This is a genomic window from Mycobacterium sp. E2497, from assembly GCF_001668695.1.
In the GTDB taxonomy this organism is placed as follows: domain Bacteria; phylum Actinomycetota; class Actinomycetes; order Mycobacteriales; family Mycobacteriaceae; genus Mycobacterium.
Window position 1 is genome coordinate 1 of record NZ_LZKD01000225.1, and the last position, 22,819, is coordinate 22,819.

The following is a 22,819-nucleotide window of genomic DNA, read 5'->3' on the forward strand; positions in this document are numbered from 1 at the left end:
CGCCCAGCGGATCCTGGATTGGCTACACCCCGACGGGGACTACAGCGACGCCGAGCGGGCCCGCAAACGCGGCATCACGTTGGGCAAGCAGGAATGCGACGGCATGTCACGGCTGAGCGGGCTGATCACCCCGGAGCTGCGGGCCGCGATCGAAGCGATGCTGGCCAAACTCGCCGCACCCGGAGTGTGCAACCCCGAGGATGAAATCCCGGTGGTCGACGACGCCCCGGACGAAGACGCGGTGCGCCGCGACACCCGCAGCACCGCTCAACGCAATCACGACGCCTTCCTGGCCGCACTGCGCGGCCTGCTCGCCTCCGAAAAACTGGGCTCCCACAACGGGCTGCCGGTGTCGATCGTGGTCATCACCACCTTGACCGACTTGGAGGCCGCCGCCGGTAAAGCGTTGACCGCCGGCGGCACCCTGGTGCCCATGTCCGACGTGATCCGCTGGGCCGGCCACGCCCACCATTACCTGGCGATCTTCGACAAGAGCCGATCACTAGCGCTGTGGCACACCAAACGCCTGGCCTCGCCCGCCCAGCGAATCATGTTGTACGCCAAGGACCGTGGGTGTACGAAACCCGGCTGCGACGCGCCGGCCTACCACAGCCAGGTCCACCACGTCCGCGGCTGGCAAGCCACCCGCCGCACCGACATCGACGACCTCACCCTGGCCTGCGGCCCCGACAACCGACTCGCCGAACAAGGCTGGACCACCCGCACCAACGCCCGCGGCCAAACCGAATGGCTCCCCCCACCCCACCTCGATCGCGGACAACCCCGCACCAACAGCTACCACCACCCCGAACGACTCCTCGAAGACGGCGACGACGACGAACCCGGATGACACAGCGATTGACCTAGCAAGGCTTCACCACTAGGGCAATAAGTCACACATCTAGGGGCTTTAGCCTGCATCCACGCCGCGCTGATGGGCGGAAACTATAACGTGTTCTAGTTCGGCCGATGAGCTACTGGAGGCGTGGAGTGAGTATCGATACCGCTGGCGTCGGCGTCCGGGAGATTGACGTCGGAACGTTGCCGACCCGGTTTGCTCGCGGCTGGCACTGCCTAGGCGTGGTCAAGGACTTCCTGGACGGCAAGCCCCACGCGGTCAACATCTTCGGCACCAAGCTCGTCGTCTTCGCCGACACCGAACACAATCTGCACGTTCTCGACGCCTACTGCCGGCACATGGGCGGGGACTTGTCGCAGGGAGTGGTCAAGGGCGATACCGTCGCGTGCCCGTTTCACGACTGGCGGTGGGGCGGCGACGGCAGGTGCAAAGAGGTGCCGTATGCCAAGCGCACTCCGCGAATGGCGCGCACGCGCTCCTGGCCCACCGAGGTGCACAACGGTCTGTTGTTCGTCTGGCACGACCAGGAGGGCAACCCGCCGTCACGGGAATTGCAGATTCCCGACATTCCCGAGGCCGCCAGTGACGAGTGGACCGAATGGCGTTGGCGCAGTGAGCTCATCGAGGGTTCGAACTGCCGCGAGATCGTGGACAACATCGTCGACATGGCGCACTTCTTCTACATCCACTACGGCTTCCCGACGTACTTCAAAAACGTCTTCGAAGGCCATATCGCTTCGCAATACCTGCGCACCGTGGGCCGGCCCGATGTGCTGCTCGGCGGTTCGCACTACACCGGCGAACAGACACTGGATTCCGAGGCCTCCTACTTCGGCCCGTCGTTCATGATCAACTGGCTGCACAACAGCTACGGCGGCTACAAGGTGGAATCGATCCTCGTCAACTGCCACTACCCCGTCACGCAGAACTCCTTCATGCTGCAGTGGGGCATTATCGTGAAAAAGCCCGAGGGCATGGACGACGCCGCCACCGAGAAGCTGTCCAAGGCATTCACCGAAGGCGTCAGCATGGGCTTCCTGCAGGACGTCGAGATCTGGAAGCGCAAGACCCGGATCGAAAACCCGTTGCTGGTCGAAGAGGACGGCCCGGTCTATCAGCTGCGCCGCTGGTATCAGCAGTTCTATGTCGACGCCGCCGACGTCACGCAGGAGATGACCGACCGCTTCGAGTACGAGGTCGACACCACCGCCGCGAACAAGTATTGGCACACCGAGGTGGAAGAGAACCTGCGGCCCAAGGTTGCACAGCCCCAATAGTCGCGCCATTCAGTGCGCGACGGGGCACCCGCCGGTGTAGTCGACCTGCCAGTGCTTGATGCCGTTGAGCCACCCCGACCGGATCCGCTGCGGTTTTGCGATGGGCGTGAGGTCGGGCATGTGGTCGGCGATGGCGTTGAACATGAGGTTGATCGTCAACTTGGCCAGGTTGGCGCCAATGCAGTAGTGCTCGCCGGTGCCGCCAAAACCGACGTGCGGGTTGGGGTTACGTAGGATGTCGAATCGGAACGGATCGGTGAAGACGTCCTCGTCGAAGTTGGCCGAGCGGTAGAACATCAACACCCGCTGGCCCTTCTTGATCGGCACGCCCGACAGTTCGGTGTCCTCTTTGGCGGTCCGCTGGAATGCGGTCACCGGGGTGGCCCACCGGACGATCTCGTCCGCCGCGGTCTCCGGGCGTTCCTTCTTGTACAGCTCCCACTGGTCGGGGAAGTCGCAGAAGGCCATCATGCCCTGGGTGATCGAATTGCGCGTGGTCTCGTTGCCGGCGACCGCCAGCATCATCACGAAGAACCCGAACTCGTCGTCGGAGAGCTTCTCGCCGTCGATATCCGCCTGCAGCAACGTGGAAACGATGTCGTCGCCGGGATTTTCGTTCTTGATCTCGGCCATCTTCATCGCGTAGGCCAGCACCTCCGCCGAGGACACCTTGGGATCGACGTGCGCGTACTCCGGGTCCTGGGCGCCGGTCATCTCGTTGGACCAACGGAAGAGCTTGCCGCGGTCCTCTTGCGGCACGCCGAGTAGCCCGGCGATGGCCTGCAGCGGCAGTTCGCACGCCACCTGCTCGACGAAATCCCCGGAGGCTCCGGCGGCAGCGGCCTTGGCGATGGCCTGGGCCCGCTCGTTGAGCTCGTCACGCAGCCGGCCGATCGCGCGCGGCGTGAACCCGCGGGAGATGATCCTGCGCAGCCGAGTGTGGTGCGGCGGGTCCATGTTGAGCAGGACGAGTCGCTGCAAGTCGATGTCCTCGCGGCTCATGTCGTCGGCGAAGCGCGGGATGGCGCCGTTGAGCCAGCTGGAGAAGACGTCGTTGCGCAGCGAGACCTCTTTCACGTCCTTGTGTTTCGTCACCACCCAGAAGCCGCCGTCGTTGAAGCCGCCCTTGCCGATGGGCTGGTCACACCACCAGATGGGTGCGTTGCGGCGGAGTTCCGCGAGCTCCTCGACGGGCAGTCGCTCGGCGTAGATGTCCGGGTCGGTCGGGTCGAATCCGGGGGGAAGATGTGGGCAGGTCATCGGTGGCTCCTCTGCGAGTCAGACCAGCGTTGAGTTAGACCATCGTGTCGGCGGGTGGCAGCCCGAATTCGTGGTTGCCGAAGATCAGGTAGGCCCGCTCGGGATCGTTGGCGGCGTGCACCCGGCCGGCGTGCGCATCACGCCAAAACCGTTGAATCGGAGCGCTATTGGCCAACGCGGTGGCGCCCGAGGCGTCGAACAGCCGGTCGATCGAGGCGACCGCGCGGGCGGTGGCGCGCACCTGGTCGCGACGGGCCCGGGCCCGCAGCTCGAACGGGACCTCCCGGCCCGCCACCAGACACGCGTACTCGTCGCCGACGTTGCCCATCAGCTGCCGCCACGCGGCGTCGATATCGCTGGCCGCCTCGGCGATACGGACCTTGGCGAAGGGGTCGTCTTTGGACTTCTCCCCCGCGAACGCCGCGCGCACCCGCTTGCCTTGATGCTCGACATGGGATTCATAGGCGCCGTATGCCATGCCGACGATGGGTGCAGTAATCGTGGTGGGATGCATGGTGCCCCATGGCATCTGGTAGACCGGGGCGGTGTTGGTCACCAAACCGCCGGCGGTGTGGTCGTTCATCGCCTTGTAGGACAGGAACCGGTGCCGGGGCACGAACACGTCCCTGATGACCAGGGTGTTGCTGCCGGTGCCCTTCAGGCCGACGACATGCCAGACGTCGTCGATGCGGTAATCGCTTTTGGGGATCAGGAAGCTGCCGAAGTCGACCGGCTGGCCGTCCTTGATCACCGGGCCACCGACGAAGGTCCACGTGGCATGGTCGCAACCCGACGACCAGTTCCACGAGCCATTGACCAGATAACCACCGTCGACCACCTGGCCCGCACCCATGGGGGCATATGAGGAGGAGATGCGCACGTTGGCGTCCTCGCCCCATACGTCGTGCTGGGCCTGCTGGTCGAACTGTGCCGCATGCCAGTTGTGCACGCCCAGAATCGACGCCACCCACCCGGTCGACCCGCACGCACTGGCCAGGCGCCGGACAGCCTCGAAGAACACCGTCGGATCACACTGCATCCCGCCCCACTGCCCCGGTTGCAGCAGACGAAAGAAACCGATTTCCTGCAGTTCGCTGACGGTGGCGTCCGGCAGCCGCCGCAGCTCCTCGGTCTCCTGCGCCCGCTGCCGCAGCTTGGGCAGCAAGTCGTCGATGGCGGCCAGAACGGACTGGGCATCGACTTCTTGAATGGTCGTCACTGCTACCTCCACCCGTGCGGACTTAGTCAGAGGACTAGAGCACGTTGCGATGTTGATCGAGTATTTTGTTGTTTTCGCTGGACAGGCGCATTAATAGCCGTTCTGCAACTTGTTCTAATTATGGCCGCACGCCGAGTCGCGGATAGGGCATAAAGTCCCACAGCTGTTCCGCGCGCAGGGATGAGGAGCGCGCGCAGACCTTGGCAGAGAACGCTGACGGCGGCGACCCGACTTCGCCCGGCTACGCCGCGCTCGCGATCGCCGCCAACGCTGGCGGCGACCCGACTTCGCCCGGCTACGCCGCGCTCGCGATCGCCGCTAGCTCACTCCCGCGTGGCCGCCTTCTCGAGCTCGGTGAGCGCCGGCTCGATCCGGTCCGCCATGTCGTCGATGTCGTTGGCCACCTCAGGCGTCGTCACGAAACCGAAGTCCAGGTAGTCGGTGTAGGAGAAGCAGGTGATGTTCAGGGCGACGTCCATGACCGGCGGACCGAGCGGCACCAGCGAATCCAGCTTGGCGCCGGCCATGTACAACGGGAACGGCGGGCCCGGCACATTCGAGACAACCAGGTTGATAGGCGCCAGGTTTCGCGACAGCCCGCTGGCGGTGTAGGCCCGCGCGGCCAACTGCAGCAACCCCGGCGGCGTGGTCTCGGTCAGGCCCATGATCTGGTGCGCCGACAACGCCTTGGCCATCAGCTTGGCGTTCTGGGTACTTTCGTGGATGGCCCGCAGCCGCTCGGCGGGGTCGTCGACGTCGGTGGCCAGCGACACGGTCATCGAGCTCACCTTGTTGCCGACGTCATCCTTGTCGTCGTCGGTGCGGGTCGAGACGGGGATCTGGGCGATGAGCGGTTTGGCGGGCAGCTCACCACGCTTCTGCAAGTACTCCCGGGCGGCGCCGGCCACCAGCGCCAGCACGACGTCGTTCAGCTTGACACCGTAGGCGTCCTTGACGGCCTTGGCCCGGGCCAGCTCGACACGGCAGCCGGTGATCCGCCGGTGCGGGGACACGGGCGCGTTGAACCGGGTCTTGGGGGCTTCGAAATACCGTGGGGGCCGGCCGCTCACGCCCAGCGCGGCGATCTGCTGGCGCACGGTTTGCTCCACGAGCCTGGCGATGCGGAAGGGCGTCTTGACTCCGACGTTGATGAGCGCGCCCACCGCCCGCCGTTCGATGCCCGGAATCCGTGAGCCCACCAGCGAACCGACTGTTTCCCGTTGTGGCGGGCGCGGTTCCGGCGTGACGTCCAACAGGATCTCACCCAGGCCGGCGCCGGAGACGCCGTCGACGATGGCGTGGTGCATCTTGGTCAGCGACGCGACCCGGCCGCCCTCCACGCCCTCGATCACCCACATCTCCCACAACGGCCGGGCACGGTCCAGCTTGTAGGACATCAGCCGGCCCACCAATTCCTCCAGCTCGCGGCGGCCGCCGGGCGCCGGCACGGCGATGTGCCGGATGTGGAAGTCGATGTCCAACTCCTCGTCTTCGACGAACCACGGCCGGTCCAGCCCGAGCGGCGCACCGGTGACCCGCCACCGCAGCTGCGGCAGCTCGGGCAGCCGCTCGACGATCAACTCGCGGAGCCGCTGGAAGCTGTACTCCGGCGAATCCTTCGGGTCGCAAATCGCCAGTGCGCCCACATGCATGTGCCAGCCCGCGGTCTCGGCCGACCAAAACGCCGCATCAACGCTCGAAAGCCGCTTCATCACCCGACCGTAGCCCCCACCCACCCGTCGCGAACAGCGATTGACGCTACCGATTACGCGTCTTCCAGCAAATCCGGAGTCACCGCCGATTCGGTGTCCGGGATGCCCTCGATTTTCGCCTTGCGATCGGCCATCGACAGCAGCCGCCTAATGCGGCCGGCGACAGCGTCTTTCGTCATCGGGGGGTCGGCGAGCCGGCCCAGCTCCTCCAGCGAGGCCTGCCGGTGCTCGACGCGTAGCTTGCCGGCCGAGGCCAAATGGTCGGGCACGGTGTCGCCGAGGATCTCCAGCGCGCGTTCCACCCGGGCGGCCGCCGCGACGGCGGCCCTGGCCGAGCGGCGCAGGTTGGCGTCGTCGAAGTTGGCGAGCCGGTTGGCCGTCGCCCGCACCTCGCGACGCATCCGGCGCTCCTCCCAGATGAGCCGGGTGTCCTGCGCGCCCATCCGGGTCAGCAGCGCGCCGATGGCCTCGCCGTCGCGCACCACCACCCGGTCGGCGCCACGCACCTCGCGGGCCTTCGCGCTGACCCCGAGCCGGCGCGCCGCGCCCACCAACGCCAGCGCGGCCTCGGGGCCGGGGCAGCTGACCTCCAGCGCCGACGACCGCCCCGGCTCGGTCAGCGACCCGTGCGCCAGGAAGGCTCCGCGCCACGCGGCTTCGGCGTCGGTGATGCTGCCGCCCACCACCTGGGCCGGCAAGCCCCGCACCGGGCGGCCGCGGTTGTCGAGCAGGCCGGTCTGGCGTGCCAGCGCCTCGCCGTCGTTGGCCACCCGCAGCACGTAGCGGGTGGTCTTGCGAATCCCGCTGGCGGACAACACATGCACCACCGCGTTGTAGCCATAGAGCTCGAAGATGTCCTTGCGCAGCCGCCGGGCGACGTTTCCGAGGTCCACCTCGGCCTCCACCACCACCCGGCCGCCGACGATGTGCAGCCCGCCGGCGAACCTCAGCAGGGACGTCACTTCCGCGCGACGCGCGCTCACCGACTTCACGACCAGGCGGCTGAGCTCGTCCTTGACTTCGGTCGTCATCGCCACGCGTCGTCACCCCTTGGTCCGCTGCCGGCCGGTCCGTTGCCCCCGGGCTGTGGGCTTGCACCGTCGACCCGAATATCCGCGGTGGCCGTGATCGGGGGCGCTGCCGGACCCTTGCGGGCCGCCCGGACCCCGTCCAGGGCCGCCGCGAGCTTGCCTGGGTCATGTAAAGGTGTACCAGGTCGAGCCACGTCGACGAAGTGGACCTCGGCCGAAAGCAGCGTCGCCGTGCGCCGCAGGTGCTCCCGCTCCCGCTCCCCGGGAACCCGCTCGGCATCGATGATGATGTCGTGCACGGTGAAACCCGGTGCATGCTGGGCCAACACGTGCAGATGCCGCTCCACGGAGAAGCCGGCAGTCTCCCCCGGCTCGGCCACGAGATTGAGCACCAGGGCACGACGGGCGGTGGTGGCCCGCAGCGCCGCCGCCAGCCCGGGTACCAGCACGTGCGGGATCACGCTGGTGAACCACGAGCCGGGACCCAGCACCACCAGGTCGGCGGCCATGATGGCGTCGACGGCCTGCCGGGTCGCCGGAGGGTCGGACGGCAGCAGCCGGACCCGCCGCACCTTGCCCGGCGTGGTGGCGACCGCCACCTGGCCGCGGATCAACCGGAACATCCGCGGATCGGTCTCCAGGCCGGACACGTCCGCCTCGATCTGCAGCGCGATCGGGCACATCGGCAGCACCCGGCCCTTGACGCCGAGAATCCTGCCGAGCTCGTCGAGCGCGGCCACTGGATCGGCCAGCACCTCGGACAGCCCGGCGAGCATCAGGTTGCCGATCGGATGTCCGGCCAGCGCGCCGTTGCCACCGAACCGGTGCTGCAGGATGGTCGCCCACAATCGCCCGTGCGGGCTGTCGGACGCCAAGGCCGCCAACGCCATTCGCAGATCACCCGGCGGCACCACGTTCAGTTCGCTGCGCAGCCGGCCGGACGAACCCCCGTCGTCGGCGACGGTCACCACGGCGGTGACATGGGGGGTCAACCGGCGCGCCGCCGACAGCGTCGCGTACAGGCCGTGTCCCCCGCCCAGCGCGACGATGCCCTGATTCATCGGGGCGCTCATTCGCGACCCAGATCCCGGTGCAGCGCCCGCACCGACAGTTGCGGGTTGCCCTTGAGCAGTCCCATCAGCGCCTCGGCGATCGCGACGCTGCGATGCTTACCGCCGGTGCAGCCGATGGCGACCGTCATGTAGCGCTTACCCTCCCGGCGGTAGCCGTCGACGACCAAAGACAGCAACCGATGGTAGGCGTCGAGGAAGTCCGCGGCGCCGGGCTGGCTCAGCACGTATTCGCTGACGGCCGGGTCCTGTCCGGTGAGCGGTCGCAGCTCGTCGACCCAGTGCGGGTTGGGCAGGAACCGCACGTCCATCACCATGTCTGCGTCCATCGGCAGCCCGTACTTGAAGCCGAACGACTCGACGGTGACGCTGATCGACGTGCTGACGTCGCCACCGAACGCGCGCTCGATGCTCTCCCGCAAGCCCCGCACGGACAGCGTCGACGTGTCGATGATCAGGTCGGCGGTGGCGCGCACCGGCGCGAGCATCCGGCGTTCGGCGGCGATGCCCTCGGCCAGGGTTTGGTCGCCCTGCAGTGGATGGCTGCGGCGGTTCTGTTCGTAGCGGCGCACCAGCATGTCGTCGGATGCCTCCATGAACACCACCCGGGGCCTGATGTTGCGGGTGGCCAACTCGGTGCGCACCTCATCGAGGTCGCCGGTGAAGCCGCGTGACCGCACGTCCATCACCACCGCCAGCCGGGTGATGCGCGACCCGGCGTCCATGCCGAAATCCACCATCCGGGTGATCAGCTGGGGCGGCAGGTTGTCGGCCACGTACCAGCCGAGGTCTTCGAGCACCTTGGCCGCGGTACCCCGCCCGGCGCCCGACAATCCGGTCACCAGGACGACGTCGATCCCGGCCCCACCGTCTGGACGGGCGTCCGTCGGGCGGCCCTCCGCCAGCTCACCCGTCATTCGCCTTCTCCGGGCCGCTCGGGCCGCAGCATTTCAGGTCGCAAAGCCTCCAGAACGGCGGTGGCGGTGGCCACACCGATGCCGGGAACGGCCGTGATCTGGTCGACGGTGGCCTCCTTGAGGCGGGCTATCGATCCGAAGTGGGTTACCAGCGCCTTGCGGCGATGCTCCCCCAATCCTGGCACCGAATCGAGCGCCGAGGCGGTCATTCGCTTGGATCGCTTGCTGCGATGGTAGGTGATGGCGAACCGGTGCGCCTCGTCACGAATCCGTTGCAGCAGATAGAGCCCCTCACTGTTGCGGGGCATGATGACGGGGTCCGGCTCCGACGGCACCCATATCTCTTCCAGCCGCTTGGCCAGGCCGATCACCGCGACGTCGGTGATGCCCAGGTCCTCGAGCACGGCGCTGGCCGCGTTGACCTGCGGCGCGCCACCGTCGACGACGTAGAGGTTGGGCGGATAGGCGAACCGGCGCGATTTCCCTTCGGCCGAAAGCATATTCGGGTCGTTCTGTTCGCTCAGGTGCCGCGCGAACCGGCGCCGGGTCACCTCGGCGATCGAGGCGACGTCGTCGGAGCGGCCCTGCCCGGCGGCTTCGCGGATGCCGAAGTGGCGGTAGTCCGACTTGCGCGGCAGGCCGTCCTCGAACACGACCAGCGAGCCCACCACGTCGGTGCCCTGCACGTGGCTGATGTCCACGCATTCGATGCGCAGCGGCGCATCGGCCAGCCCGAGGGCGTCCTGAATGTTCTGCAGCGCAGCCGATCTGGCGTTGAAGTCGCCGGCTCGCTTCAGCTTGTGCTGCTGCAGCGCCTCTTTGGCGTTGCGTTGCACGGTTTCGGCCAAGGCCCGCTTGTCCCCGCGGCGCGGCACCCGCAGCGCGACCCGCGAACCGCGCAGGCCGGACAGCCAGCTGGCCAGTTCCTCGGAGTTGGACGGCAGGCACGGCACCAGCACCTCGCGCGGCACCGGGTTGGCGGCCTCGTCGGCGGCTTGCTCGGTTGGGAAGCCCAGCTCGGCCTGCTCGCCGTAGAACTGCGTCAGGAACTGCTCGACCAACTGTTCCTCGCCGGAATCGCCTGCTTCCGCCGACTTTTCGACGATCCAGCCGCGCTGACCGCGGACCCGGCCGCCGCGAACATGGAACACCTGCACCGCCGCCTCCAGCTCGTCGTCGGCGAAGGCGACCACGTCGGCGTCGGTGCCGTCGCCGAGCACCACGGCCTGTTTCTCCATGGCGCGCTTGAGCGCGCCCAGGTCGTCGCGAAGGCGCGCGGCCCGCTCGAAGTCGAGTTCGTCGGAGGCGGCGTGCATCCGCTGTTCCAGCTCGCGGGCGTAACGGTCGGTCTTGCCGGACAAAAAGTCGCAGAAGTCGTCGACGATCTGGCGGTGCTGCTCGGCACTGACCCGGCCCACGCAGGGCGCCGAGCACTTGTCGATGTAGCCGAGCAGGCAGGGACGGTCGATCTGCTTGTGCCGCTTGAACACACCGGCCGAACAGGTGCGGGCCGGAAAGACCCGGGTGAGCAGGTCCAGCGTTTCCCGGATCGCCCACGCGTGGGAGTAGGGCCCGAAATAGCGGACGCCTTTGCGGCGCGGACCGCGATAGACCATCAGCCGGGGAAACTCTTCGTTGAGCGTCACGGCCAGCACCGGGTAGGTCTTGTCGTCGCGGTAACGAACGTTGAAGCGCGGGTCGAACTCCTTGATCCAGTTGTATTCGAGCTGCAGCGCCTCGACTTCGGTGTTGACCACCGTCCACTCCACCTTGGCGGCGGTGGTCACCATCTGCCGGGTACGCGGGTGCAGGCCGGCGACGTCGGCGAAGTAGGACGTCAGCCGGCTGCGCAGGCTCTTGGCCTTGCCGACGTAGATGACCCGACCGTGCGTATCCCGGAACCGGTACACGCCCGGCTCGACCGGGATGGACCCGGGCGCGGGGCGATACGTGGCGGGATCTGGCACCCATCCAGGCTAGTAGCCGCGACGAGGGCCGCGGGTTGTCGGGATCGGGTGGTTGGATCGCGCCGAGCCGCGGCCGGGCCACCCGCGATCGGCACGCATTTTCAAACGTGCGTTCGATGGAAGGGCGGCCTCGGTAGTCAGCCATCGGCGAAATTAACGGCGGCGACCTGGGGTTACGGCAATTCACCGTTGGTGAGGACAGTTTGGAGGGCTCCCGTTCCGGTTACCAAGGGTGTAGCTGGACGTTACAGTGGGTGGTAATCAATGGAGGGAGTCCACAGATGTTCAAGCGCTCGTTGACCAGACTCGCGATGGGGGTCGGCGGTCTGGCATTGGCGTCGACCGCCGCCGCCGGGGTCGCATCCGCTGCCCCCGATTACGGCCCGATGATCAACACGACGTGCAGTTATGACCAGGCGATGCGGGCTGTGCACGCGGAAAACCCGATGGCCGCTCAGTACCTCGACCAGTCGCCGCCGAACCAGCAGTTCCTGCAGCAGTACCTGGCGTCGTCGCCGGATCAGCGCGTGAACCTGCTCCACGCCATCGAGCACAACCAGGGCGCGCAGCAGGCTTTGCCGATCTTCCAGCAGATGATGACCGACTGCAAGAACTTCTGACCCGTCCACCTGAAGGGCTATCCGTGCCTGCGCGGATAGCCCTTTCAGTAGCCTTTTCAGTGGGTGTGCAGGTCGGGCCGGTACCGCGCCAGCAATGACCGCACGGTATCCATCGCGCTGACCGCGCGCTCCTTGTCGACGGCCTGGATCGCCATCACGGGGATGTACTCGTCGTCGGGCAGGTCGATGCGCGCCCAGCGGTTACCCGCCGGAAACGAGACACCGGCGACATCCGGCCATTCGATGAGCTTGTCGCCCAACAGGTTACGCACCGATATCCCGGCCGCCCCGACCCGGAGCCGGGGCCGGGCGAACAGCAGGATCACGCCGGCGAGAACCACCCCGAGCAACACCATCGCCACCTGGTCGCTGGTGTGGAACACCACGCCGGTGGAGCCGACCTTGAGCAGGAAGCCGATCGCGATGTGCACCGCCACGATGACGACGGCCGCAGCGTAAACGAACATCGGCGTGCGATGGGGCCGCAACTCGACGTCCCAGTCCTGTCGGTCGGTCACGACCGGGAGCGCAGGTCGCGCAGCGTCAGCGCGGTTTGCAGCGCCGCGCCGGTCGCCTGGGCGCCCTTGTCCTCGGCCGATTCGGGAAGGCCGGCGCGGTCCAGCGCCTGCTGCTCGGTGTCGGTGGTCAGCACCCCATTGGCCACCGGCGTCGACGAATCCAGCGAGACCCGGGTCAGTCCCTGCGTCACCGCATCGCAGACGTAATCGAAATGCGGTGTCTGCCCACGGATCACCACTCCGAGGGCGACCACGGCGTCGTGGTTGCGGGTCAGTTCCTGGGCCACCACGGGAATCTCGATCGCACCGATCACCCGAACCACCGTCGGGTTGTCGATACCGGACTCGGACGCCACCTTGCGCGCACCGGCCAGTAGGGCATCGCAGATCTCGGTGTGCCAGGTACTCGCGACGAGGGCCAGCCGCAGGCCGGATGCGTCCAGGGGTGGAAACTCCGGCACACCCGCGGCGGGACTCACAAAGCACCGCCGAATTCGCCCGGCAGATGGACGGATTCGTGGAAGTCGTCCAACCCCGCCAGGTCGTGGCCCATCTTGTCGCGCTTGGTCATCAGGTAACGGATGTTCTCCGCGTTGGCGCGCACCGGCAGCGGCACCCGCTCGATGATGTGCAGGCCGTAGCCGTCCAGCCCCACCCGCTTGGCCGGGTTGTTGGTCAACAGCCGCATCGAGCGAACCCCGAGGTCGACCAGTATCTGCGCACCGATTCCGTAATCCCGTGCGTCCGCGGGCAATCCGAGCTTGAGGTTGGCGTCGACGGTGTCCTCGCCGGCGTCCTGCAGCTGGTAGGCCTGCAATTTGTGCATCAGGCCGATGCCGCGGCCCTCGTGGCCGCGCATATACAGCACGATGCCGCGCCCCTCCCGCGCCACCATCGCCATCGCCGCGTCCAGTTGGGGGCCGCAATCGCAACGGCGAGAACCGAACACGTCACCGGTCAGGCACTCGGAGTGCACGCGGACCAACACGTCGTCGCCGTCGGCGTTCGGCCCGGCGATCTCGCCGCGAACCAGCGCAACGTGTTCGACATCCTCATAGATGCTGGCGTAGCCGATCGCGCGAAACTCGCCGTGCCGGGTGGGTATGCGGGCCTCGGCGATCCGCTCGATGTGCTTCTCGTGCTTGCGTCGCCACTCGATCAGGTCGGCGATGGTGATCAGCGCGAGGTCGTGCTCGTCGGCGAAGACCCGCAGCTCGTCGGTCTGCGCCATCGCGCCTTCGTCCTTTTGGCTGACGATCTCGCAGATCGCGCCCGCCGGCTGCAGCCCCGCCATCCGCGCCAGGTCGACCGCGGCCTCTGTGTGGCCGGGGCGGCGCAGCACGCCACCGTCCTTGGCGCGCAACGGAACCACGTGGCCGGGGCGGGTGAAATCGTTGGCGACGCTGGCCGGATCGGCCAGCAGGCGCATGGTGGTGGCCCGATCGGAGGCCGAGATCCCGGTACCCACACCGTTTCTCGCGTCGACGGTGACGGTGTAGGCGGTTCCGTGCTTGTCCTGGTTCACCGCGTACATGGGCAGCAGGCCCAGCCGGTCGCAGATCGCGCCGTCCAGCGGCACGCACAGGTACCCCGAGGTGTAGCGAACCATGAACGCCACCAGCTCCGGGGTCGCCTTTTCGGCGGCGAAGATCAGGTCGCCCTCGTTCTCGCGGTCCTCGTCGTCGATGACGACGACGGCCTTACCGGCCGCAATGTCGGCAACCGCCCTCTCGACGGAGTCCAACCTCGTCATCGTCGCTACCTTGCTGTCTCAGGGGTCCGCAGGAAGAGCCCAAGTGTTGCATTCAGTATGAACCACCGCCCGGGCCGCCTTATTGCCGCTGCATTTCGTGCTGACCGACGCGCCACCGGCGCCCCCGGCTCCCGGTGCCCCCGCAGCAATAGGCGGTTCGGAGGACCGGCGCGGCGAAACGACCCCCGATCGAGTGCCAGCAATCTACGCTGAGCGGATGAAAATCACAGTGAGACTGGCGGTACCGGCCGTGACCTTGATGTTCGCCGGCGGACTCGCAGCGGGCATCGCCTCCCCGCAACCGGCGACGGCCGACGCGTGCGCCGACGTCGGCGGCCGGCATGTGAGCGTCGGCGGGTGCACCGATCCCGGGCGCTGGGGTAACTGGGTTCTTCCGGCCGATGCGATGACGGCCCCGCCGCCCGACGCACCGCCGCCGTGCTACACCCCGTCCGGCGAGCCGTATTGGACGCCGCCGGGCGAGCCCTGCTAACGCGTTCGGCACGGCCCCCAACGCGCACCAGCTAGCGCGCGGTGAGCAACCGTTCGACGTATTTGGCGATGACGTCGACCTCGAGGTTCACCTGCGTTCCGACCGGGGCACGTCCCAAGGTGGTCAGCTCGCGGGTGGTGGGGATCAGCGAAACCTCGAACCAGTCCCCCGGTTCGCTGGCGAGCCCGGAGACCGTCAACGAGATCCCGTCGACCGTGATCGACCCCTTCTCGACGACGTAGCGGGCCACACCCGCGGGGATCTCGATCCGCACCACTTCCCAGTGCTCGGACGGCGTCCGGGCCACCACCTGCCCGGTCCCGTCCACGTGCCCCTGCACGATGTGCCCGCCCAGGCGGCTGTTGACGGCCGCCGCGCGCTCCAGGTTGACCGGGCTGCCGACCTGCAGCGCGCCCAGGTTGGAGCGGTTGAGGGTCTCGGCCATCACGTCGGCGGTGAACTGCCCGTCGGGCAGCAGCTCGGCGACGGTCAGGCAGACGCCGTTGACGGCGATCGAGTCGCCGTGCCCGGCGTCGGAGGTGACGACGGGTCCGCGGATGGTCAGCCGCGCGGCGTCGGCCAGCATGTCGCGAGCCGTCACCTCTCCGAGTTCCTCGACAATTCCGGTGAACATGTCATCAGGTTAATCGGCCGCCGGAGACCCGCCGCCGCGCTGGTGAGCAGGCCGAAGGCTCGGCGCCGGCGCGACACCTCGGCCCCGCGTCTCCCAAGCCGGTCACCGGCACCCTCTACGATGCAAGGTATGCAGACCCGCCGCCGTCTATCGGCCGTCCTCGCATCCCTGACCCTCGCCACCGCCTTGATCGCCGGCTGTTCGTCGGGCTCGAAGCAGAGCGGCGCCCCGCTGCCCGACGCCACGACCCTGGTCAAGCAGTCGGCCGACGCCACCAAGAATGTGAAGAGCGTGCACCTCGTGCTCAGCATTCAGGGCAAGATCCAGGGGCTGCCGATCAAAACGCTGACCGGTGACCTCACCACGGCGCCGGCCACCGCCGCGTCGGGCAACGCCACGATCACCCTCGGCGGCTCCGACATCGACGCCAACTTCGTGGTCGTCGACGGCACCCTGTACGCCACGCTGACGCCGAACAAGTGGAGCGACTTCGGCAAGGCATCCGACATCTACGACGTGTCGGTGCTGCTCAACCCGGACACCGGCCTGGCCAACGCGCTGGCGAACTTCACCAACGCCAAGGCCGAGGGCCGCGAAACCATCAACGGCCAGAGCACCATTCGCGTCAGCGGCAACGTGTCGGCGGACGCGGTGAACAAGATCATGCCGCAGTTCAACGCGACGCAGCCGGTGCCGAGCACGGTGTGGATCCAGGAGACGGGTGACCACCAGCTGGTTCAGGCCAACATGCAGAAGAGTTCGGGCAATTCCATCCAGGTCACGCTGTCCAACTGGGGCGAGCAGGTGCAGGTGACCAAGCCCCCGGTGAGTTCATGAGTTCGCAGACCGGGCGCCGCGTCGCGATCAGCGCCGGCAGTCTGGCGGTGCTGTTGGGCGCCCTGGACGCCTACGTCGTCGTGACGATCATGCGCGACATCATGAGCGACGTTCACATCCCGATCAACCAGCTGCAGCGCATCACCTGGATCATCACGATGTACCTGCTGGGCTACATCGCGGCGATGCCGCTGCTGGGACGGGCCTCCGACCGGTTCGGCCGCAAGCTGGTGCTGCAGGTCAGCCTGACCCTGTTCATGGTGGGCTCGGTGGTGACCGCACTGGCCGGGCACTGGGGCGACTTCCACCTTTTGATCGGCGGCCGCACCATCCAGGGTGTGGCCAGCGGCGCGCTTTTGCCGGTCACGCTGGCCCTGGGCGCCGACTTGTGGGCGCAACGCAACCGCGCCGGCGTGCTGGGCGGCATCGGCGCCGCGCAGGAGCTCGGCAGCGTGCTGGGCCCGCTGTATGGGATCTTCATCGTGTACCTGTTCCACGATTGGCGCTACGTCTTCTGGATCAACGTCCCGCTGACCCTGATCGCGATGGTGATGATCCAGTTCAGCCTGCCGTCGCACGAGCGGGTGGAGGAGCCCGAGCGGGTGGACCTGGTCGGTGGCGTGCTGCTCGCGGTCGCCCTGGGCCTCGCCGTGATCGGCTTGTACAACCCCCAGCCCGACGGCAAACAGATCCTGCCGAGCTACGGGGCGCCGTTGGTGATCGGGGCCGTCGTGGTCGCCGTGCTGTTCCTGCTGTGGGAACGGTTCTCGCGCACCCGGCTGATCGAGCCGGCGGGAGTGCACTTCCGCCCGTTCCTGGCCGCGCTGGGGGCGTCGCTGGCCGCGGGGGCGGCGCTGATGGTGACCCTGGTGGACGTCGAGCTGTTCGGCCAGGGGGTGCTGCAGATGGACCAGACGCAGGCCGCCGGGCTGCTGCTGTGGTTCCTGATCGCCCTGCCGATCGGGGCGGTGCTCGGCGGCTGGATCGCCACCCGGGTGGGCGACCGGGTGATGACCTTCATCGGGCTGCTGATCGCGGCCTACGGCTACTGGCTGATCCACTACTGGCGCCAAGACGTGCTGAGCCAGAAGCACGACATCTTCGGGGTGTTCAGCGTCCCCGTGTTGCACGCCGACCTTCTGGTGGCCGGTGTCGGCCTCGGCCTGGTGATCGGGCCGCTGACCTCCGCGGCGCTGCGGGTGGTTCCCGCGGCGCAGCACGGCATCGCCTCGGCCGCGGTGGTGGTGGCCCGGATGACGGGCATGTTGATCGGCGTGGCCGCGCTGAGCGCGTGGGGCCTGTACCGGTTCAACCAGATCGTGGCCGGATTGACGGCCGCGATACCCCCCAACGCCTCGTTGCTGGAGCGGATCGCCGCCCAGGGCACGATGTACCTCAAGGCGTTCGCCATGATGTACGGCGACATCTTCAGCGCCACCGTGGTCATCTGCATCTTGGGAGCGCTGCTCGGCCTGCTGATCGGCGGCCGCAAGGAGCACGCCGAGGAACCGGAGATTCCCGAGCCGCAGACCGTCGCGCTCGGGGAACACCAGCGCTAACGGCTCCTACTCGGCGCGCGGCACCAGGCTGAGCAGCAAATCCGGCCCGACGCGGTCGATCCCGTCGAACTGCCAGCGCAACGCCCGCGCGATCGTGGGCACCCCGACGTCGTCGACCGCGGAGACGGGACCGCCCAGCAGCATCGGCGCGACATAAACCAGGATGCGATTGACCGCCCCCGCCCGCAGGAAGGCGCCCGCGAGGGTGGGACCGCCCTCCAGCAGGACGTCGGTGCGATCGGACAGCGCCTTGATCACCTCCATGGGATCGTGCGTGCGAATCACCATGGTCCGCGAATCGTCGTTGAGAACCTTTGCCTCCGAAGGTATTTCACGCATGCCTACCACCACGCGCAGCGGCTGCCGGTCGGCCAGCGAGCCGTCGGGCAAGCGGGCGGTCAACGCCGGATCGTCGGCCAGCACGGTGCCGGTGCCGACCACGATCGCGTCGGCCGCCCCGCGGCGGCGATGCAGGTCCAGCCGCGAGGCCTCGCTGGAAATCCACTGGCTGGTGCCGTCGGCGGCCGCGCTGCGGCCATCGACGCTGCTGGCGTATTTCCAGGTCACGTGCGGCAGCCCGGACCGCTGCTTGTGCAGCCACTCCCGCAACGGCCCACCGGCCACTTCGTCGGCCAGCACCCCGGCCGTCACCTGCACGCCCGCCTCGGTCAACCTCGCCGCGCCGCCGGCGGCGGTCGGGTTCGGGTCGGCGACGCCGTAAACCACCGCGCCCACTTTCGCGTCCAGCAGGGCGTTCACGCACGGCGGGGTCTTGCCGTAATGATTGCAGGGCTCCAGCGTGACCACCGCGGTCCCGCCGACCGCCAGTCGGCCGGCCCGCCGCAACGCCAGCACCTCGGCGTGGTCGCCGCCGGCCGGTTCGGTCCCGCCGACGCCGACGACCACCCCGTCCGCGTCCAGGATGACGGCGCCGACCGGAGGGTTCGGATAGGTGGTGCCCTTGACCTGGTCGGACTGCTCGATCGCCAGCCGCATGGCCGCGTCGAGGCCGTCGACGGCCTGATTCATCGCAGGTGCGGTGACGCGGCGGCCGCCTGCCTGCGCAGCGCCGCGACGGCGGCCTCCGGATCCTGGGCCCCGTACACGGCCGACCCGGCGACGAAGCAGTCGACGCCGGCCTCGGCGGCCTGCTCGATGGTGTCGTCGTTGATGCCACCGTCGATCTCGACCAGGATCGTCAGCTCCCCCGCTTCGATCAGCTTGCGCACGGCGCGGACCTTGCTCAGCACCTCGGGGATGAAGCTCTGGCCGCCGAACCCCGGCTCGACCGACATGATGAGCAGGGTGTCGAACTGCGGCAGGATTTCCAGATACGGCTCCAGCGGTGTCCCCGGCTTGACGCTGATGCCCGCCTTGGCGCCCGCGGCGCGAATGTCGCGCGCCACCCCGACCGGGTTGTCGGTGGCCTCGGCGTGGAAGGTGACGTTGTAGGCGCCCGCCTCGGCGTAGGGCGGCGCCCAACGGTCCGGGTCCTCGATCATCAGATGGCAGTCCATCGGGATGGAGGAGGCCGCCAGTAGGCTCTCGACCACCGGCAGGCCGATGGTCAGGTTGGGCACGAAATGGTTGTCCATCACGTCCACGTGCAACCAGTCGGCGCCACGCACCGCCGCCGCCTCGTCGGCCAGCCGCGCGAAGTCAGCGGACAGGATGGACGGCGCGATCAGCGGCCTACCGGTGTTGTCAGGCATGTGCGCCACACTATCCGCGGCGCAGCGCGGCGGCGGCCCGGCCCGTCAAGTCGCCGTCGCGCTACCCCGCTTCGCGGCGCAGCGCGGCGGCGAACATGGCGTCGGTGCCGTGGCGATGCGGCCACAACTGGACATACGGCCCGTCCCCCAAGCCGGTGACGGGCTCGAACAGCGGCCGGGTGTCCAACGCGCGCACCGGGTGCCGGCGCAACGCGTCGGCGACCACCCCGACGGTTTCGGCCAGGTGCGGAGAACACGTCGCGTACAGCACCACACCGCCGGGCCGGGTCAGCGCGATCGCGGCGCCCAGCAGCTCGCGCTGCAGCTTGGCAAGCACCGGCACGTCGGAAGGCTGACGACGCCACCGCGCCTCGGGTCGGCGCCGCAACGCCCCCAGGCCGGTGCAGGGCGCGTCGACCAGCACCCGGTCGAACGTCGGCTCGAGTCCGGTCTGCCGGCCGTCGACCCGCAGCACCTCGACGGGAAGCCCCCGGGTGTTCTCGGCCACCAGGTCGGCGCGGCGCGGGGCCGGCTCCACCGCCGTGACGCGGGCCCCCGCACCGGCGCCGATCGCAGCCAGCAGCGCGGTCTTGCCGCCCGGGCCGGCGCACAGATCCAGCCAGCGCCCGGCGTCTTCCTCGACCGGTGCCAGCGTGAGCGCGCGGGCCACCAGCTGGCTGCCCTCGTCCTGGACCAGCGCGGCGCCGTCTCGCACCGGCGCCAGCCGCCCGGGATCGCCGCCCGGCAGGTAGACCGCGTAGGGCGAATACCTGCCGACGGTGCCGCCGACGGCATCGGCCAGCTCCGCGGCGGTCAGCACCCCGGGGCGGGCCGCCAGGTGCACCTGCGGCCGTTCGTCGTCGCTGGCCAGCACCGCGTCGAGCTCGCCCGCGGCGGACCCCAGCGCGTCGGCGAAGGCCTGCGCGACCCAGCGTGGATGCGCGTGGACGAAGGCGGCGTGCCCCACCGGGTCCCGCGACCGGTCGGGCGCCAGCTCTTCGACCCAGGACTTCTCGTCTCGGGCGGCGATGGCACGCAGCACGCCGTTGACGAAACCCGCTCGGGCCGAGTCGAATTCGATTCCGGCCTGCTCGACCGTGGTGGACACCGCGGCGTAGGTGTCCACCCGCGTGCGCAACAGCTGGTAGGTGCCGAGCCGCAGCAGGTCGAGCAGCACCGGGTCGATCGTGTCCGGCGAGCGGCCCGCGGCGGCGCCGATGACCGCGTCCAGCAGGCCCCGGATGCGGCACGTGCCATAGGTCAACTCGGTGGCGAACGCGGCGTCGCGGCCGGTGATCCCGCGTTCGCGCAGCAGGGCGGGCAGGGCCAGGTTCGCGTATGCGTCGCGCTCGCTGACCGCCCGCAGCACGGCGAATGCCGCGGCCCGCGCGGGGTCGAGCGGTCGGCGCCGCTTGCCGCGGCCGCGGTCCGGCGGCCTGGGCCGGCTCACGTCGCCCGCGCCGCGGCGTCGAGTCGCGCGCCCCGGGCCCAGTCGACGGCGTTTATGAGTTTCTTTCCGGGCGGCTGGATTTGGCTCAGCCGGACGGCCTGCGAGCCCGTCCCGACCCAGACGTCCTTGCGACCGACGTGAATAGCGCCGGGCGCCAAGGCTTCCGGGGCGTCCGCGTCGATCTGCACCGGGCCGAGCTTGAGGCGCAGGTCGCCGATCTGCGTCCAGGCGCCCGGGTTCGGCGTGACCGAGCGGATCCGCCGCTCCACCACCAGCGCCGGCAGGTCCCAGCGCACCCGGGCCTGCTCGACGGTGATCTTCGGTGCGACGCTGACGCCGTCGGCGGGTTGCGGGCGGGGCGTCAACGTCTGGTCGGCGATCCCGTCCAGCGTGGTCGACAGCAGGGCCGCACCCGAAACGGCCAGTCGCTCAAGCAATTCGCCGGCGGTGTCGGTGGGCCGGATCGTCTCGGTGACAACACCGTAGATCGGCCCGGAGTCCAGGCTGGGCTCGATCCGAAACGTCGTCGCCCCGGTGATGGTGTCCCCGGCCGCGATCGCGGCCTGCACCGGCGCCGCCCCGCGCCAGGCGGGCAGCAGCGAGAAGTGCAGGTTGATCCAGCCGTGCGGCGGCACCGCGAGCAGGGCGTCGCGCAGCAACGCGCCGTAGGCCACGACCGCGCAGCAGTCCGGTGCCAGCTCCGAGAGCTCAGCGACGAATTCTTGCGAGTTCGGTCGCGCCGGCCGCAGCACCGGGATGCCGCGGTCGAGCGCTTCACGCGCCACCGGCGACGGCTGCGGCTTGCCGTGCCGGCCGACGGCGGCGTCGGGCCGCGTCAGCACGGCGATCACCTCGTGGCGGGGCGAGTCGACGAGGCGACGCAGCGCGGGCAGCGCGGGTTCGGGGGTACCGGCGAAGACGAGACGCACCGGCCCAGTCTAGGAAGACGCCAACTCCGTCCGACCGTAACTTGCGCACGTTTATTATTTCTAATGCATACTATTGCTAGCGGTCATCGTCTCGCCGGGTGGCCGCTCTGCCGCGCTAGCGACAACGAGGTCGACCGGGCAGCCCTTTCCTTATCTCCAGGAGGTCCGATGACTCTCGACACGACGATCAGCGACGCCGCCCCGCACCGCGCGGTATGGGCGCTCGGCGACTACGCCCTGATGGCCGAGGAAGTGATGGCCCCGCTGGGCCCGGTCCTGGTCAGGGCCGCCGGCATCGGACCGGGCGTGCGGGTGCTCGACGTCGCGGCCGGCTCGGGCAACATCTCGCTGCCGGCCGCCGCGACGGGCGCCGCCGTCGTTTCCAGTGACCTGACCCCCGAACTGTTGCAGCGGTCGCAGGCCCGGGCCGCGGCACGTGGCCTGACGATCGACTACCGGGAAGCCAACGCGCACGCGCTGCCCTTCGGCGACGGCGAGTTCGACGTCGTCATCTCCGCGATCGGGGTGCAGTTCGCGCCGGACCAGCAGCGGGCCGCCGACGAACTGGTCCGGGTCTGCCGGCCGGGCGGGACGATCGGCGTGATCAGCTGGACCCCGGACGGGTTTTTCGGCCGGATGCTCGCCACCATCCGGCCCTACCGGCCCAGCCTGTCGCAGGCCGTGCCGCCCGCCGCGCTGTGGGGACGTGAGGGCTACGTCACCGGACTGCTCGGCGAGCGGGTCGGCCGGATGACCGCGGTGCGGGGAATGTTGGAAGTCGACCGCTTCGACAGCGCCGACGCGGTGCACACCTACTTCAAGAACCACTACGGCCCGACGATCGAGGCCTACGCGAACGTCGGCCACAACCGGGTGCTGGCCGCCGAGCTGGACGCCCAACTGGTCGAGCTTGCGGAGCAACACCTCGACAACGGCGCGATGAGCTGGGAGTACCTGCTGGTCACCGCCGAGAAGCGCTAGAGGTCCGCTAAAAAGTCCGCT

General features: G+C 68.7%; 22 protein-coding genes. 7 read left to right on the forward strand and 15 right to left on the reverse strand.

Annotated elements, in window-relative coordinates:
• Both A5713_RS20390 and A5713_RS20395 read left to right on the forward strand, forming a co-directional pair.
• Nucleotides 1-850 (forward strand): HNH endonuclease signature motif containing protein (locus A5713_RS20390; RefSeq protein WP_156751963.1); only part of this gene is annotated, 850 nt, incomplete at its 5' end.
• A gap of 140 nt (nucleotides 851-990) precedes the next feature.
• Entirely contained in the window at nucleotides 991-2,136 is a 1,146-nt protein-coding gene (locus tag A5713_RS20395) for a Rieske 2Fe-2S domain-containing protein (RefSeq protein ID WP_068098166.1), read from the forward strand.
• Nucleotides 2,137-2,145: 9 nt separating this feature from the next.
• Here A5713_RS20395 and A5713_RS20400 read toward each other — a convergent pair whose 3' ends face one another.
• From A5713_RS20400 to uvrC, 7 genes are all read right to left on the reverse strand, one after another.
• Nucleotides 2,146-3,396, reverse strand: coding sequence for a cytochrome P450 (locus A5713_RS20400; RefSeq protein ID WP_068098167.1), 1,251 nt, complete (start codon nucleotides 3,394-3,396; stop codon nucleotides 2,146-2,148).
• 34 nt (nucleotides 3,397-3,430) lie between these two features.
• Nucleotides 3,431-4,615, reverse strand: coding sequence for a 3-hydroxy-9,10-secoandrosta-1,3,5(10)-triene-9,17-dione monooxygenase oxygenase subunit (gene hsaA / locus A5713_RS20405; RefSeq protein WP_067928531.1), 1,185 nt, complete (start codon nucleotides 4,613-4,615; stop codon nucleotides 3,431-3,433).
• 323 nt (nucleotides 4,616-4,938) lie between these two features.
• Nucleotides 4,939-6,327: a wax ester/triacylglycerol synthase family O-acyltransferase gene (locus A5713_RS20410; protein WP_067928583.1), complete on the reverse strand. Its 1,389-nt coding sequence runs from the start codon at nucleotides 6,325-6,327 to the stop codon at nucleotides 4,939-4,941.
• Between the two features lie 53 nt (nucleotides 6,328-6,380).
• Complete coding sequence (gene whiA / locus A5713_RS20415) at nucleotides 6,381-7,358, reverse strand: DNA-binding protein WhiA (protein WP_156751964.1); 978 nt, start codon at nucleotides 7,356-7,358, stop codon at nucleotides 6,381-6,383.
• Entirely contained in the window at nucleotides 7,355-8,419 is a 1,065-nt protein-coding gene (gene yvcK / locus A5713_RS20420; protein ID WP_102419858.1) for a uridine diphosphate-N-acetylglucosamine-binding protein YvcK, read from the reverse strand. The genes whiA and yvcK overlap by 4 nt, the downstream gene beginning before the upstream one ends.
• An 8-nt stretch (nucleotides 8,420-8,427) precedes the next feature.
• A complete protein-coding gene (rapZ, locus tag A5713_RS20425) occupies nucleotides 8,428-9,345 on the reverse strand; it encodes an RNase adapter RapZ (protein ID WP_068098169.1) in 918 nt (305 codons plus the stop codon).
• Nucleotides 9,342-11,312 (reverse strand): excinuclease ABC subunit UvrC, encoded by a 1,971-nt coding sequence (uvrC, locus tag A5713_RS20430; RefSeq protein ID WP_068098170.1) that lies wholly within the window; start codon nucleotides 11,310-11,312, stop codon nucleotides 9,342-9,344. The genes rapZ and uvrC overlap by 4 nt, the downstream gene beginning before the upstream one ends.
• A 281-nt stretch (nucleotides 11,313-11,593) precedes the next feature.
• Between uvrC and A5713_RS20435 the strand changes: the two genes are divergently transcribed.
• Entirely contained in the window at nucleotides 11,594-11,932 is a 339-nt protein-coding gene (locus A5713_RS20435; RefSeq protein WP_067928460.1) for a hemophore-related protein, read from the forward strand.
• Between the two features lie 56 nt (nucleotides 11,933-11,988).
• Here the strand turns inward: A5713_RS20435 and A5713_RS20440 are convergent, their stop codons facing one another.
• The 3 genes from A5713_RS20440 to A5713_RS20450 are packed head-to-tail and all read right to left on the reverse strand — an operon-like array spanning nucleotide 11,989 to nucleotide 14,203.
• Nucleotides 11,989-12,399, reverse strand: a complete 411-nt coding sequence (locus A5713_RS20440) for a PH domain-containing protein (RefSeq protein ID WP_068098180.1) — start codon at nucleotides 12,397-12,399, stop codon at nucleotides 11,989-11,991.
• Nucleotides 12,400-12,446: 47 nt separating this feature from the next.
• The gene (gene ribH / locus A5713_RS20445) at nucleotides 12,447-12,929 is read right to left on the reverse strand and encodes a 6,7-dimethyl-8-ribityllumazine synthase (protein ID WP_067928465.1); all 483 of its coding nucleotides are present in this window, start codon (nucleotides 12,927-12,929) and stop codon (nucleotides 12,447-12,449) included.
• Nucleotides 12,926-14,203 carry a bifunctional 3,4-dihydroxy-2-butanone-4-phosphate synthase/GTP cyclohydrolase II gene (locus A5713_RS20450; RefSeq protein ID WP_067928467.1) on the reverse strand — a complete coding sequence of 426 codons (1,278 nt, stop codon included), beginning with the start codon at nucleotides 14,201-14,203 and terminating at the stop codon, nucleotides 12,926-12,928. The genes ribH and A5713_RS20450 overlap by 4 nt, the downstream gene beginning before the upstream one ends.
• Before the next feature lie 217 nt (nucleotides 14,204-14,420).
• Between A5713_RS20450 and A5713_RS20455 the strand changes: the two genes are divergently transcribed.
• Entirely contained in the window at nucleotides 14,421-14,696 is a 276-nt protein-coding gene (locus tag A5713_RS20455; protein WP_067928469.1) for a hypothetical protein, read from the forward strand.
• 31 nt (nucleotides 14,697-14,727) lie between these two features.
• Here the strand turns inward: A5713_RS20455 and A5713_RS20460 are convergent, their stop codons facing one another.
• Nucleotides 14,728-15,330, reverse strand: coding sequence for a riboflavin synthase (locus A5713_RS20460; protein WP_068098171.1), 603 nt, complete (start codon nucleotides 15,328-15,330; stop codon nucleotides 14,728-14,730).
• A 129-nt stretch (nucleotides 15,331-15,459) separates the two neighbouring features.
• On the opposite strand from A5713_RS20460, the gene A5713_RS20465 reads away from it, so the two are divergent.
• Both A5713_RS20465 and A5713_RS20470 read left to right on the forward strand, forming a co-directional pair.
• The gene (locus tag A5713_RS20465) at nucleotides 15,460-16,167 is read left to right on the forward strand and encodes an LppX_LprAFG lipoprotein (RefSeq protein ID WP_067928474.1); all 708 of its coding nucleotides are present in this window, start codon (nucleotides 15,460-15,462) and stop codon (nucleotides 16,165-16,167) included.
• A complete protein-coding gene (locus A5713_RS20470) occupies nucleotides 16,164-17,726 on the forward strand; it encodes an MFS transporter (protein ID WP_068098172.1) in 1,563 nt (520 codons plus the stop codon). The genes A5713_RS20465 and A5713_RS20470 overlap by 4 nt, the downstream gene beginning before the upstream one ends.
• Before the next feature lie 6 nt (nucleotides 17,727-17,732).
• On the opposite strand, the gene ribD is transcribed toward A5713_RS20470, so the two are convergent.
• The 4 genes from ribD to fmt all read right to left on the reverse strand — a co-directional run bounded on the left by ribD (nucleotide 17,733) and on the right by fmt (nucleotide 21,817).
• Entirely contained in the window at nucleotides 17,733-18,755 is a 1,023-nt protein-coding gene (ribD, locus tag A5713_RS20475; protein WP_068098173.1) for a bifunctional diaminohydroxyphosphoribosylaminopyrimidine deaminase/5-amino-6-(5-phosphoribosylamino)uracil reductase RibD, read from the reverse strand.
• A complete protein-coding gene (gene rpe, locus A5713_RS20480) occupies nucleotides 18,752-19,438 on the reverse strand; it encodes a ribulose-phosphate 3-epimerase (RefSeq protein ID WP_082973069.1) in 687 nt (228 codons plus the stop codon). The genes ribD and rpe overlap by 4 nt, the downstream gene beginning before the upstream one ends.
• 61 nt (nucleotides 19,439-19,499) lie before the next feature.
• Nucleotides 19,500-20,888, reverse strand: a complete 1,389-nt coding sequence (locus A5713_RS20485; protein ID WP_068098175.1) for an RsmB/NOP family class I SAM-dependent RNA methyltransferase — start codon at nucleotides 20,886-20,888, stop codon at nucleotides 19,500-19,502.
• Nucleotides 20,885-21,817, reverse strand: coding sequence for a methionyl-tRNA formyltransferase (fmt, locus tag A5713_RS20490; protein WP_068098176.1), 933 nt, complete (start codon nucleotides 21,815-21,817; stop codon nucleotides 20,885-20,887). Before fmt ends, A5713_RS20485 begins: the two co-directional genes overlap by 4 nt.
• A 168-nt stretch (nucleotides 21,818-21,985) precedes the next feature.
• Here fmt and A5713_RS20495 point away from each other — a divergent pair, with 168 nt between their 5' ends.
• Nucleotides 21,986-22,798, forward strand: a complete 813-nt coding sequence (locus tag A5713_RS20495) for a class I SAM-dependent methyltransferase (protein ID WP_067928489.1) — start codon at nucleotides 21,986-21,988, stop codon at nucleotides 22,796-22,798.
• Nucleotides 22,799-22,819 lie beyond the last annotated feature (21 nt).